Source organism: Pseudomonas kitaguniensis (assembly GCF_049199985.1).
Taxonomy (GTDB): domain Bacteria; phylum Pseudomonadota; class Gammaproteobacteria; order Pseudomonadales; family Pseudomonadaceae; genus Aquipseudomonas; species Aquipseudomonas kitaguniensis.
Window position 1 is genome coordinate 1 of sequence record NZ_JBLZPT010000024.1, and the last position, 12,298, is coordinate 12,298.

General features: G+C 58.4%; 11 protein-coding genes and 3 pseudogenes. 8 read left to right on the forward strand and 6 right to left on the reverse strand.

What is annotated here, in order from left to right; genetic code table 11:
• Positions 1-116: pseudogene (locus tag ACOZK9_RS27500) on the forward strand (IS110 family transposase); the annotation flags it as partial.
• 13 nt (positions 117-129) lie between these two features.
• On the opposite strand, the gene ACOZK9_RS22805 reads toward ACOZK9_RS27500, so the two are convergent.
• Positions 130-510 (reverse strand): RidA family protein, encoded by a 381-nt coding sequence (locus ACOZK9_RS22805; RefSeq protein WP_058411541.1) that lies wholly within the window; start codon positions 508-510, stop codon positions 130-132.
• 199 nt (positions 511-709) lie between these two features.
• On the opposite strand from ACOZK9_RS22805, the pseudogene ACOZK9_RS22810 reads away from it, so the two are divergent.
• Together ACOZK9_RS22810 and ACOZK9_RS22815 are read left to right on the forward strand one after the other, a co-directional pair.
• A pseudogene (locus ACOZK9_RS22810) lies at positions 710-1,477 on the forward strand (PAS domain-containing protein); the annotation flags it as partial.
• Positions 1,478-1,588: 111 nt separating this feature from the next.
• Positions 1,589-2,065 (forward strand): annotated as a pseudogene (locus ACOZK9_RS22815) (methyl-accepting chemotaxis protein); the annotation flags it as partial.
• Between the two features lie 26 nt (positions 2,066-2,091).
• Here the strand turns inward: ACOZK9_RS22815 and ACOZK9_RS22820 are convergent.
• From ACOZK9_RS22820 to ACOZK9_RS22840, 5 genes are all read right to left on the reverse strand, one after another.
• The gene (locus ACOZK9_RS22820) at positions 2,092-2,883 is read right to left on the reverse strand and encodes an amino acid ABC transporter ATP-binding protein (protein WP_058411539.1); all 792 of its coding nucleotides are present in this window, start codon (positions 2,881-2,883) and stop codon (positions 2,092-2,094) included.
• Positions 2,876-3,526 carry an ectoine/hydroxyectoine ABC transporter permease subunit EhuD gene (ehuD, locus tag ACOZK9_RS22825; RefSeq protein WP_152745232.1) on the reverse strand — a complete coding sequence of 217 codons (651 nt, stop codon included), beginning with the start codon at positions 3,524-3,526 and terminating at the stop codon, positions 2,876-2,878. Before ehuD ends, ACOZK9_RS22820 begins: the two co-directional genes overlap by 8 nt.
• Positions 3,523-4,203, reverse strand: coding sequence for an ectoine/hydroxyectoine ABC transporter permease subunit EhuC (gene ehuC, locus ACOZK9_RS22830; protein WP_058411537.1), 681 nt, complete (start codon positions 4,201-4,203; stop codon positions 3,523-3,525). The genes ehuD and ehuC overlap by 4 nt, the downstream gene beginning before the upstream one ends.
• 6 nt (positions 4,204-4,209) lie before the next feature.
• Positions 4,210-5,082, reverse strand: a complete 873-nt coding sequence (gene ehuB, locus ACOZK9_RS22835; RefSeq protein ID WP_421556611.1) for an ectoine/hydroxyectoine ABC transporter substrate-binding protein EhuB — start codon at positions 5,080-5,082, stop codon at positions 4,210-4,212.
• A 207-nt stretch (positions 5,083-5,289) separates the two neighbouring features.
• Complete coding sequence (locus ACOZK9_RS22840; protein WP_058411535.1) at positions 5,290-6,159, reverse strand: isocitrate lyase/PEP mutase family protein; 870 nt, start codon at positions 6,157-6,159, stop codon at positions 5,290-5,292.
• Between the two features lie 202 nt (positions 6,160-6,361).
• Here ACOZK9_RS22840 and ACOZK9_RS22845 point away from each other — a divergent pair, with 202 nt between their 5' ends.
• The 5 genes from ACOZK9_RS22845 (at position 6,362) to ACOZK9_RS22865 (ending at position 12,294) form a co-directional block, all read left to right on the forward strand.
• Complete coding sequence (locus ACOZK9_RS22845) at positions 6,362-7,303, forward strand: cupin domain-containing protein (RefSeq protein ID WP_122251489.1); 942 nt, start codon at positions 6,362-6,364, stop codon at positions 7,301-7,303.
• A 191-nt stretch (positions 7,304-7,494) separates the two neighbouring features.
• A complete protein-coding gene (locus ACOZK9_RS22850) occupies positions 7,495-8,451 on the forward strand; it encodes an ABC transporter substrate-binding protein (RefSeq protein ID WP_421556612.1) in 957 nt (318 codons plus the stop codon).
• A gap of 22 nt (positions 8,452-8,473) precedes the next feature.
• The gene (locus tag ACOZK9_RS22855) at positions 8,474-9,793 is read left to right on the forward strand and encodes an LLM class flavin-dependent oxidoreductase (RefSeq protein ID WP_421556613.1); all 1,320 of its coding nucleotides are present in this window, start codon (positions 8,474-8,476) and stop codon (positions 9,791-9,793) included.
• Positions 9,794-9,925: 132 nt separating this feature from the next.
• On the forward strand, positions 9,926-11,083 hold the full coding sequence (locus tag ACOZK9_RS22860; protein ID WP_241678149.1) for an HNH endonuclease: 1,158 nt from the start codon (positions 9,926-9,928) through the stop codon (positions 11,081-11,083).
• On the forward strand, positions 11,080-12,294 hold the full coding sequence (locus ACOZK9_RS22865) for an MBL fold metallo-hydrolase (RefSeq protein ID WP_152749167.1): 1,215 nt from the start codon (positions 11,080-11,082) through the stop codon (positions 12,292-12,294). Before ACOZK9_RS22860 ends, ACOZK9_RS22865 begins: the two co-directional genes overlap by 4 nt.
• Positions 12,295-12,298: the final 4 nt, after the last annotated feature.

Here is a 12,298-nt window from a genome sequence, read left to right on the forward strand (position 1 = left end):
CGACTCAGGCCCTGGTCATCATCGCCCGCAAGCTGGCTCGCATCGCGTTTTCTCTCATGAAAAACCTGAGCGAATACCAGTCGAAAGCGGTTTTGGAGGCTTCCCCAAAACCATAGAATCTCCCACAATTCAGGCCTTGGCGGCCATCGCGGTGACTTCCACGCGCATGCCGTCAACGGCCAGGGCGGCGACGCCTACCGCGGCGCGAACCGGCCATGGCGTGGCGAAATAGCGTTTGTAGACCGCGTTAAACGCAGCGCGGTCGGCCATGTCGGTGAGGTAGATGGTCAGGTGCATCACGCGGTCCATCGAGCTGCCGGCTTTTTCCAACGCAACCTTCAGGGCTTGCAGGGTGCATTCGCTTTGCAGCGTTATATCGCCAAGCTCCAGGCTGCCATCGGCGCGGGTCGGGATCTGGGTAGACACCAGAATCCCGTTGAAGCCAATAACGTCGGAGGAAATCGAGTCGGCATCGGGGTCGGGAGTGTAGCTCAGGTCGTGGTTGGCCATGTTGTATTCCTGGCGGAAAAAAGAGTGCCAATTTAACCACAGACGCCGCGTACAACCTTACGTTTGCGGGGTTGCAACGCTGGGTAGCCAGCGAATATTTGACGTCAATTAATAATTATTTTTTACCCATCAAGTCGCGTCTTTACGGGTCGATAGCCAACTGGAACACCTGGATTTTCCGCACGGCAGAGGCTACGTCATGTTCAACAAAAAACTCAAAACAGAACTGGCGGCCAGGAGGGCCGACGTTACCGAGTACAAAGGACTGATTGCTGCACTCGAGCGCTCCATGGCCGTGGTCGAATTTGACCTTAACGGCAAGGTGTTACGCGCCAACGATAACTTTATGAGGACGATGGGTTACACCGCCGATCAATTGGCCAGCAAGTCGCACCGTGACTTTTGCTTGCCGGCGCTGACCAACAGCCCTGCCTATACCGAGTTCTGGCGCGAACTCAAAGCCGGGAAGTTTGCTTCCGGCACGTTCAAACGTGTGCACAGCAGCGGCCGCACGGTGTGGTTGGAGGCCAGCTACAACCCGGTGCTGGATGAGCGCGGGCAAGCCATGAAAGTGGTCAAGTACGCGTTGGACGTGACCGACAAGGTCGAACAGGAAGCCGTCACTCGCAGCAAACTGACGGCATTGGATCGCGCCATGGCGGTGATCGAGTTTGACCTGAACGGCCAGGTATTGGACGCCAACCCGAACTTTTTGCAGGTGATGGGTTACGCGTTGGCGGAAATCAAAGGCAAGCACCATCGTCTGTTTTGCGAACCCAGCTTGATCAACAGCAGCGAGTACGCCGATTTTTGGCGACGCTTGAACAACGGTGAGTTTTTTACCGGGCAATTCAAACGCCTCGGCAAGCATGGCCGGGTCACGTGGCTGGAGGCCAGTTACAACCCGGTGTACGACGGTGAAGGCAAGCTGGTGAAAATCGTTAAGTTCGCCAGCGACATCACCGAGCGCGTCGAGAAGTTCGAGGAAGATTCGCGCGGTGCCTCTCGGGCGTACCATATTTCCTCGGAAACCGAGCGGTTCGCCGAACACGGCACACAGGTGATCCAGGACACCGCCAGTGAAATGCGCCGCATCGCCGATAACATCGGCACCTCGGCCAAGCTGGTGGGCCAGTTGGGCGAACGCTCCGAGCAAATTACCGCCATCGTCAACACCATTCGCGGCATCGCCGACCAAACCAACTTGCTCGCGCTAAACGCCGCCATCGAGGCTGCACGCGCGGGTGATCAGGGCCGTGGTTTCGCGGTGGTGGCGGATGAGGTCAGGCAACTGGCCGGGCGCACCAGCCGCTCCACGGCAGAAATTGCCGAGATGATCGGCATGATCCTCTCGGAAACCCGTGACGCCGTGACCAGCATGAACGCCACCCAGGAAGGCGCGCAGCGCGGCGTCAGCCTGGCCGACCAAGCGGGCTCGGTTATCTTGCAAATCCGCACCAGCACCAGCGATGCCGTCGAAGCGGTGAGCATGTTTGCCTCCAAACTGGATGAGTCGGAGGTGATTCCCAAAAGCGCTGTCGGCTGGGTAGGGTAGAACCGGCCCATTAACTGCGCGCGCGATTAACGCTGCTCAACCAGATTGAGGAAGCGTCGCGTGCGCGGGTTGTCGGGGTTGACCAGGATCTGCTGCGGTGAGCCATCCGCGACGATTTTGCCGGCCTCCATAAACAACACCCGATCAGCGATGTCCTGGGCGAACTTCATTTCATGCGTCACCAAGAGCATGGTCATCTGCTGCTCGTGAGCAATCGCGCGTATCACCGCCAACACTTCGCCGACCAATTCCGGGTCGAGGGCCGAGGTGACTTCGTCGAACAGCATCACCTGCGGCCGCATCGCCAATGCGCGGGCAATCGCCACGCGCTGTTGTTGCCCACCAGAAAGCTGGCTCGGGTACGCGTCGGCCTTGTGGCTCAAACCGACCAGGCCCAAGTATTGCTCTGCGCGGGCAGCGGCCTCGTCACGGCTGAGCTTCAATACGCGCAATGGCGCTTCGGTGATATTTTGCTGAACTGTCAGGTGCGGAAACAGGTTGAACTGCTGGAACACCATGCCTACGCGATGCACCACCGGTGCTCTTTTGGCGCCGGGCCAACGCCAGCCGGCAGGCTTTGCGGGCACCGGCGCACCAGCCACTTCGATACGGCCGTGTTGGTAGGTTTCCAGCCCCTTGATCAAGCGCAGTACCGTGGATTTACCGGAACCACTGGGGCCGATCAAGGCGACCTTTTGGCCTTGCGCAATGCTCAGGTCGAGGTGGTCGATGACCCGCGTTTTGCCAAAGTCTTTGACCACTTGCGTGAGCTGAATCTGCGCCGGCGCCAGGCGGTGAGGGTGGGCGAGATCAGTCATGGCTGCGCCTTTCAAGGTAGCGGAAGAACAGGGAGGTCGGCACGCTGATCGCCAGGAACATCAAAGCCATGACCGTGTAGGGTTCGTTGTAACGGTAGGTCATGCCTGCGATCTGCTTGGCCGCCTGGAACAGTTCCGGAATGGTGATCACCGCCAGCAGCGGGGTTTCCTTGAACATGCCGATCAGGTAGTTACCCAGAATCGGCAGCATCGGTTTAAGTGCTTGTGGCAACACCACCCGCCGCCATGTGGTGGCGGTATCCAGGTCCAGCGCCTTGGCGGCCTCCCATTGACCGGCTGGCACGCCCTCGATGGCGCCGCGGTAGGCTTCGGCAATGTAGGCGCCGTAATAAAGCCCCAACCCGATAACGCCGGTCGAGATCGCGGGCAGGGTGATGCCAATCAGCGGGAAGGCGAAAAACAGCACATACAACTGCACCATCAATGGCGTGTTGCGAAAGAAACTCAGGTAGCCGCGGCTCAGCGCGTGAAGCACGCCAACACGCGAGCGTTGCGCAATGGCCAGCGCCAACCCCAACAACACCGCAAGCAGAAAACCCAACACCACTACTTGCAGGGTCACCAGCAAGCCGAGCAACAGGTCGGGAACAATCGACCAGGCAAACGCGTAGTCGAAATTCATGCGCTGCGGTCCTGTCGCCATGCGGTTACGCGTCGTTCATAGCGCCTGACCAGCCAGCTCAACGGCCACGCCATGACGAAATAACACACCAGCACGAGGCTCCAGATCAGCGTTTGCTGCCCCAAGGTGGTCACCAATTGGCCGCCGGAAAAGGTCAAATCACTCAAGGTGATCAGCGACACCAGCGAGGTGGTTTTCAGCAGCTCCACGCACTGGTTACCCAGCGGCGGCAGCATGAACGGCAAGGCTTGGGGCAACAGGATGCGGCGAAAGGCAGTCACTGGCGCAAAGTCCAGCGCACGCAGGGCGTCGTGCTGGCCGCGACTGACGTTGATCAGCGCCGAACGCACGATCTCTGAACCATACGCCGAAAATGTCAGGCCCAGGCCAAGTACGCCGGTGGTCATCGGCGACAGGCGGATGCCGAACAACGGCAAGATAAAAAACAGGTAAAACAGCAGCACCAGCGCCGAGATACCGCGCAGCACTTCGACGTACACCGTGGCGATCCAGCGCAGCGCGCGGGAGGGTGACAACCGCATCAGCGCAATCACCAGGGACAACACCAGCACCAGCACCTCTGCCAGCACGGTGATGTGCACGGTGGTCAGCGCGCCTTGGGCTAACTGGCGCGCAATAAACGCTGCGGTGTCCAGCGTTGACGGTTCAATCGACATGACGCCTCAGAGCGCGCAGCGTTGTGCGGCAGTCACACCTGCTTCCGGCAATTCATTTTCGCTGTAGCCGTATTTTTGCAGGATCTTCAGCAACTCACCGGACGCGCGCATTTTTGCCAGTTGCTCGTTAAACGCTTGAGTGAACTCAGGGTCGTTTTTCGGCAGGCCATAGGCGTGGTAATTCCACGACGGTTGGCCGTGCGCATCAGGGATTTGCTCAAAGGGCAGGGCGCGCTCGATGGCCTGGCTGTTGGCTTTTTTGACCAGGCTGATGATCTCGGCATCCGGGAAATACACCACGTCAACGCGGTCGGCTTCAAGCGCGGCAAGCGCTTCGGTGTCTTTGTCGAACAGCACCACATTGCTCGCGGCAATCTTCGTGTCTCGGGCTTCCTGCACCTGGTTGGAGCCGGTCTGCGTGGCCAGCCGCGCCTTGGGGTTCGCGGCAACGTCCTGCAGGCTGTGCAGCTTCAGCGGGTTACCCGCCTTGACGATAAAGGCACCGCCGGAACGGGTGACGGGGTTGGAGTAGCCAATCACTTTGCAGCGGCTGGCATTGATAAAGAGCCCTGCGCCAATCAGGTCGAAACGCCCCGCCGCGAGCCCCGGCACTAAAGAACCGAAATCGGTGATCGGGGTTTCAATGCGGGTGATGCCCAAGGATTTGAGGATGGCCTCAAGCACCTCGACATTCGCCCCGGTGATTTTTCCATCGGTGCCGATATAGGCGTAAGGCTGTTCATTGGCGATGCCGGCAACCAGCCCGTTGGTGCGGCCTTTCTCGAGCAAACCGGCCATGGCTGATGACGCAAACAGGGCGCTCAGCAGCGCGGCGCACCCCAGGGTGGCGGACAGCGAGCGAAGGTTGATGCCTTTCATGATGAACTCGACGAGGAAGTGGAATCGGGGGATTTGCTGGCGACAGCGCGCGGTCACGGCGACTGAAATCAGGCGCGACAGGCTTTGCCAAGTGTTGGGGGATGACTCTATAGATATAACAAATATTGTTTAAATATCGTTAGAGCATATGCATAGATCGAAGGGGCGGCGGACAGTCGGGCGACTCTCCGCCGGTGTGGGGCAGATTTACTCGTTCACATCCATGAATTCTTCAGCCCAGGCCACGTAGCTTTCCGGCAGCGTGTAGGTGTGCGTCAACTCGGTAGCGCTGAGGTTGGAGGTGCTGTGGGTCAACTTGCGTTGGGCACGCAGGCTGTCGTAAGTCGCCTTGATCGACGCAAAGTAGGCGCCGTGGCCAGCGACCACAATGCGCACGCCCAGCGCGGCCAGGCGCTCACTGTCATTGAGCTTGGGGTTGCCGTAGGTCACCAGCATCAGTGGCACGCTGAGGTTTTGCGCGATCTGCTCAAGGTGCTCGAAGTCTTTCACGCCGACCATGCAGATACCGTCCGCGCCGGCCTTTTCATAAGCTTTGGTGCGCGCGATCACGTCTTCGGTCGGCAACACGCCGGCATTCGTGCGGGCGATGATCGACAGTTCCGGGTCGACGCGCGCTTCAAGCGCCGCCTTGACCTTGCCGATGCCTTCCTCGACCGTAATCAGGTCGGTGGACTTGCGCCCGAATTGCGCGGGCAACAGCGTGTCTTCGATGGTGAGCGCCGCAACGCCTGCACGCTCAAGTTCTTCGACGGTGCGCATCACATTCAGCGCATTACCGTAGCCGTGGTCGGCGTCGGCGATGAACGGCAACTGGGCCACACGGCCGATCCGGGTCGCCTGCTCAACGAACTCACTCAGTGTAATCAGCGCAAAATCGGGTGCCGCGAGTACCTGCAACGAAGCGACTGAGCCACCCAGAATGCCCACTTCAAAACCCAGGTCGGCGGCGATGCGCGCAGACATGGGGTCGAAGACGGAAGCGGTTTCAACGCAGATTTGCTTTGCAAACAGTTCACGGAATTGGCGGCGCAGCGCTGAGTGAGAAATTTTTGGCATGTTCTTTCCTGGCTCTGGTCATCGTCGAGTGACGATCAATGTCTATTCATGGTGGCGCGAGATTACCACGCAGACGAACAGGGGATTATGACGTTTGAGCATGAGCGGCGCGCCAAATGCACAGACGGAGCGCCTATAGTGGTTCTACCGCCCCGTTGATTCACCGGGTGGCCGTGAACGCCAGACAATAAAGGTGAGCATAATGAACCGCGAATTCAAGCCCGACCTGCCCGACGATGTGTCAAACCCCTTAGTCGATGCCGAGTACTTTGAGTACAGCAAAGCGGCCAACCCGATCAGCGCTAATCTGATCAGCCGGATTCCTTACCACAGCTTCCCGGCGTCGCTGTATGACAGCGGCCCCTCACGGGTCGTGCCGCTTGACCTCAGCGCTGAGCTGGGCTGCGAAGGCCCGGCGACCGGGCCTGGGCTGTGCGCCAATTTCATTCGGCTGAACGCCGGTGAAGCGCTGAACCTGCACCCGAATGCCACTTCACAAGTGTTTTATGTGATAGCAGGCGCGGGCACAGTGGTGCAGGGCGAGCACGCCATTGAATGGTCCGCCGGCTGTTTTATCGCGCTGCCTGGCCTGCTGCAAGCGCGCTTTCGCGCCACCCAGGATGCGCGTCTTTACTACGTGCACGATGAACCGCTGTTGCGCTACCTGGGCGTGACGCGCAGCACCGACCGCTTCTTGCCGACGCTGTATCCCGCAGCGCTGGCTAACTTGAAACTGCGCGAAGCGGCAGACGACCCGCGTGCTCAGGACCGCAGCCGTATCAGTATTTTGCTGGGCAATCGCAACTTCCCGCAGACTCGAACCGTGACGCATGTGCTGTGGGCCATGTACGGAATCCTGCCCGCCGGCTCGATCCAAAAGCCCCACCGCCACCAATCGATAGCACTCGACTTCATCATCGACTGCCCCACGGGCTGTTATTCGCTGGTGGGCACCGAGCTGGACGCGCAAGGGCAGATTCACAACCCGGTACGCGTCGACTGGTCGCCCGGCCTCGCGTTCGTGACGCCACCGGGCTACTGGCACGCGCACTTCAATGAGTCCGACAAGGAGGCGTTCCTGATCCCGATCCAGGACGCGGGGCTGCAAACGTATTTGCGCGCGTTGGATATTCGGTTCAGTTGAGGGGCGACGACCAGAGGCGACACTAGGCCAGTAAACGAATGCATTTATTGCATTTTTTGTGAATTACGTTATGCGTTATCAGTATTTTACAGGCGGCGCTCAGGCCTTCATCGTGTGCACCCCTACACAGAATGCCGAGACCGTGCGCGCGGATCGACTTGAAATGCCCGAGAGGGCATCTGGAGACGAACGTGCGTTACCTGACAAAACTCGCGGCGGCCATGGCCGCCGCATTCCTGTGCCTGACCGCGAACGCGCAAACGCTGGTGGTCGGTGACCAAAGTTACAACGCTCAAGCGGTGATGGAAGCGGCGGGCGTGCTCGACGATTTGCCCTATCAGCTTGAATGGAAGCAATTTACAGCGGGGTCGCCGGTCGCCGAAGCGCTCAACGCCAACAGCCTGGATATTGGCTTGCTGGGTGACGCGCCCGTGCTGTTCCTGGGCGCTTTGGGCGCGCCGATCAAGGTGATTGCAGTCAGTCGGCAAAACCTTGACGGCGTGGCCATTCTGGTCAAAAAAGACTCGTCGATCCACAGCCTCGCAGACCTTGCAGGCAAACGCGCGGCCGTCTGGAAAGGCTCCTGGAGCCAGCAACTGCTGCTCACCGCGCTGGACAAAGCCGGTGTGCCACGCGACTCGCTGACGTTGCGCTACCTGAGCGCGCTGGACGCATCACATGCGCTTGAGGGCGGCTCGGTTGACGTCATCGCCACGTGGGAGCCCTACGTGACGCAGCTTGAGCGCCAAGGTGCACGGGTGCTGGCAACCGCCGACGGGTTGATCCCCGCTCAAAGTTTTATTGCCGCCAACGCGAAAGCTGTGGATACCAAGCGCGCGCAAATCAGTGACTTCCTCCAGCGCCTGAAAAAAGCCCGTGACTGGACACGTCAAAGCCCCGCCAACACCGACGCTTATGCAGACGCCTGGGCCAAACGCACCCGCGCCGATGCAAACATCGCACGCGCCTGGTTTGCCAGAGCGCGCACCACGGTCGAGCCACTCACGGCGCAGTCGCCCGTCGAAGCGCAAAAGACCGTGGACTTTTTCGCAGGCCAGGGCCTGGTCAAATCGTACCCGGCAGCCAGCCTGTTCGACCTGTCATTCGCGGCCGCATTGCAGCCCGCCGTCGCCACCACTCAGCCCTGAACGCTTGAAGGAATAGTTCGATATGACCAAAAGACAGCTCAAACTGGGCGCCTTGACCATGGGCTGTGGTGGGCCAGGCCGCCACAACCTGTGGCTGGATCCTCAACTGCCTGCCGACGCCAGCGTAAACGTCGACTGGTACATCGACATCGCGCGCCAGGCCGAGGCGGCACTGCTCGACTTGATGTTTATCGTCGACAGCCAGTTCATCACCGAGGGGTCGCCCTCTCATTATCTGAATCGCCTGGAGCCGCTGACGCTGCTCTCGGCGCTTGCCGTCAGCACGCGGCATATCGGCTTGGTCGGCACGCTGACCACTTCGTACAACTCGCCGTACAACGTCGCGCGGCGCCTGGCCTCACTCGACCTGATCAGCAAAGGCCGCGCCGGCTGGAACGTGGTGACCAGCGGCGACGCTGGCACTGCCGGTAATTACAGCCGCGACGAACATTATGATTACGACACCCGCTATGGCCGGGCGGCCGAACACGTCCAGGTGGTGCAGGGGCTGTGGAACTCTTACGAGGACGATGCGTTTGTGCGTGACAGAGCCACCGGCGAGTTTCTCGACCCACGCAAACTGCACAGCCTGAACCACAAGGGCGAGCACTTTTCGGTGGTCGGCCCGCTGAATATCCAACGCTCGCCGCAAGGCCAGCCAGTGATATTCCAGGCCGGCGATTCGGCACAAGGCCGCGACCTCGGCGCCGCGACGGCCGATGTCATTTTTACCCATGCAGCCAGCATCGAGCAGGGCCAGGCTTTTTACCGCGACATAAAGGCCAGGGCGGCGCAGCACGGTCGCGACCCAGAGCAATTACTGATAATGCCGGGGGCCGAAATCTACGTCGGCGACACCGACGAGCACGCACGTGAAATCGAACAGCACTACCATCAGGCCGACCATAGTTTTGAGCTTGCGCTGAAAGAATTCGGGCGTAATTTCGGCTGGCATGATTTCAGCCAATATGACCTCGATGCGCCGTTTCCGCAGCAGAGCCTGGAGGCCGCACGCAGCAGCTTTTTCACCGCCGCCAAACGCATTGCAGACCAGGCCCGCGAGCAAGGCTTCACCTTGCGCCAAGCCATAGCGTTCGGTCGACAACTGCGCCCCGGCGCTTTCGTAGGCACGGCTGAGACCGTCGCACAAAAGATCGCCGCGTGGTTCGAAGCACGCGCCGTGGATGGTTTTAATCTCTACATCGGGCACCCGGAGCAATTCACGCGCTTTACCCAGGAAGTCATACCGTTGTTGCAAGCACGTGGTGTTTATCGCACGGCGTATGAAGGTACGACGCTGCGGGAGAGCTTGGGGTTGCGGATTCCGCGGTGTGCGCGCTGAGGGGAGTAGTCCGTACCGTTATTGGGTGGTGGCATTTTGCCTGTATTTTGCTCTAGGATTGGCCTGGAAAGAGATCAGCCCGATCACTCATCAGGCCTCTAGGTAGGTTCGATGAGGGCCTGGTACCTCCGAATGACTGCACCACAGAGATTAATCAAGGACGAAAAACCAATGGCCCTGTTTATTCAGAAACCTATTTTTTGGAACACTAACCAGTACCTGGCACCTTCGGGGGTACTTGGGACTAGCGGTTTCCCTGAAGCAAACGGTTATGGGCATGAAGAATGGAACAACTCGCCCAACATGTTACTGTCGCGCGGCGATAGTCGTTTTCGAGTGTTTCACACTGAGAGGGTCGGCGCGGCGCCCATTGACGAAAATGCCGGGCAGACATTTGTATTCTTGACCGCCTCTCACGATGGTATTCAGCAGTTGGTCGGCATCGCAGGGAATGCAATCGGTCTGTTAGAACAACACCATAAAGTACAACGGGAAGCCATCGCTCGCGAGTTATCGTTGAACGATCTTTGGGACGAAGTGTGGGGTGTTGAAAATGTCCGACAGCGGTTTGGAGGCGACCAAAAGAAGTTTTTGAAAGCGTGGGAAAAAGACCTGAACTGGATTCCAAACTGGATCTGTCCCGAGGAGTTTTTTTGGTGGTTTGACACACCGATCACCTTAGACCCACGCACGATCACGGGAAAGCAGAGGCTACTTGGGATGTACAGTACGTACACCGATTTGGACCTACCGACGGTAGGTCGAATTCTGGATGCTATACCGGCGGCGCAGCGCAACGAAAAATGGGATCGCCTGATTGACGCTATTCAATCTGCGCCTTCCGAGCCATTGCCGGCCGAGGACATGGCCAGCGGCAATGAACCTGTCACGCAGGTACTGACTCGGGTTAACGCGCGCCGTGGCCAGGGCAAGTTTCGTGAGGACCTGATGCAGATTTGGGGTGGAGCTTGCTCGGTGACGGGTTTGGCGTGCAGGCAGATTCTTCGTGCGTCTCATGTAAAACCCTGGATCAAGTCCAATCCCAAGCAACGCCTGGACCGGCATAACGGTCTTCTACTGTCGGCGAATTTAGATGCGTTGTTCGACAAAGGGCTCATTGCGTTTGATAGCGCGGGCCAGATGCAGATATCGAAGCGCCTGGATCAACGGCATCGGCAGGCGCTGGGGTTACCCAAACCGCTGCGTTTTGTACCTAAGGAGCTTGTCGCTTACCTCAAATACCATGAGAAAGAGGTCTTTCAGGACAACCGGAGCGCGCTGACGCAATGAATAACCTAGTCGCATTACCTGTAAACGGAGATGCATTTTTGTTGCAGCGTGCTGGTCGCACGGTACTGGTCGATGGCGGCACAACAAGTGCGCGTCTTGCTGCAGAACTGGCGAACTTTTATGTCGACGACTTGGACATCGTGGTGTGCACGCATGCCGACGCTGACCATGCGGGTGGCCTGGTAGATATCCTTGATACTTCCAATGTCACGGTGCGAGAGTTCTGGCTGCCAGGCGAGTGGCTGCATTCGCTGCCTGTTTTACTGCCCCATCCAGAGCAGGCTATGGAGCGTTTGGTAGAAGAAGCCGAGTCATTCAGAGGGGACGTATCTCGAGATTTGGACAATCACGGCGATTTTATGCCCGAGCCTGTTTATGAGCAAACAGGCCATGAAAGAGAGTATTGGCGAGCATATAAATATTCTGAAAGTCCTGACGAGGACAATGATGGTTTGGGCTGGCTCAAGGAATGGGCAGCTGCTGCGGAAGTCAAACAGGGCGCTGCGGCGGCGAGAGTGTTTCGCAATGCTGAGAACAGGATCAGGTATCGCGCTCGTAGAGGAAAGATCACCTATCAAGTGGCTTCGGCTTGGATAGCCATGATCAAGACTGCCGACCGGATTAGAAAAATTGCGCTGCAGGCCATCCGGCATAATGTCTGCGTACGTTGGTTCGATTTCTCCGAATTCAAAAAGAAAGGCTACTGCGCAGGAGGCGAGCCTGATTTGCTGATCCCGCTCAACGCTGTGGAACTTCGAATGCCTCCGGTTCCGACTAACAGTGCGTTCTATCTTTACTTGACGGCTTATAACAGAGAGTGCCTAGTGTTTTTATCGCCCTCTTACGATGGGTTGTTTCCTTACAGCATTGTATTTACGGGTGACTCTCCGTTAGGCACGGGGCGTAACTACGCAACCAGCTGGTTAGTGTGGCCGCGTCATGTTTCTACTGAAGTTATAGCCACTGCCCCTCACCATGGCTCTGAAAGTAACGCCCATGCATATGGCCACCTTACGCGGGTTGCAAATGTGTTGATGTGGCTTCGTTCTGGTGGTGGTGCAAGTCATCCCGGCGCCACCTACCGGAGAATACCGCCTTGGATTCGTTATTGTACGCATTGCCCGCGCTTGAATCAGTCAAGGCAGGCGATCGTGGTGGACATGAATTGCCCATTAATGGCGCGCGCTCACGGTCGTCAATGCGTCTGTTAGAGCA

Bases quoted from the DNA above. Each gene is read 5' to 3' on its own strand.
- ACOZK9_RS22805 (WP_058411541.1), bottom strand. From the start codon at position 510: ATGGCCAACCACGACCTGAGCTACACTCCCGACCCCGATGCCGACTCG.
- ACOZK9_RS22820 (WP_058411539.1), bottom strand. From the start codon at position 2,883: ATGACTGATCTCGCCCACCCTCACCGCCTGGCGCCGGCGCAGATTCAG.
- ehuD (WP_152745232.1), bottom strand. From the start codon at position 3,526: ATGAATTTCGACTACGCGTTTGCCTGGTCGATTGTTCCCGACCTGTTG.
- ehuC (WP_058411537.1), bottom strand. From the start codon at position 4,203: ATGTCGATTGAACCGTCAACGCTGGACACCGCAGCGTTTATTGCGCGC.
- ehuB (WP_421556611.1), bottom strand. From the start codon at position 5,082: ATGAAAGGCATCAACCTTCGCTCGCTGTCCGCCACCCTGGGGTGCGCC.
- ACOZK9_RS22840 (WP_058411535.1), bottom strand. From the start codon at position 6,159: ATGCCAAAAATTTCTCACTCAGCGCTGCGCCGCCAATTCCGTGAACTG.
- ACOZK9_RS22845 (WP_122251489.1), top strand. From the start codon at position 6,362: ATGAACCGCGAATTCAAGCCCGACCTGCCCGACGATGTGTCAAACCCC.
- ACOZK9_RS22855 (WP_421556613.1), top strand. From the start codon at position 8,474: ATGACCAAAAGACAGCTCAAACTGGGCGCCTTGACCATGGGCTGTGGT.
- ACOZK9_RS22860 (WP_241678149.1), top strand. From the start codon at position 9,926: ATGACTGCACCACAGAGATTAATCAAGGACGAAAAACCAATGGCCCTG.
- ACOZK9_RS22865 (WP_152749167.1), top strand. From the start codon at position 11,080: ATGAATAACCTAGTCGCATTACCTGTAAACGGAGATGCATTTTTGTTG.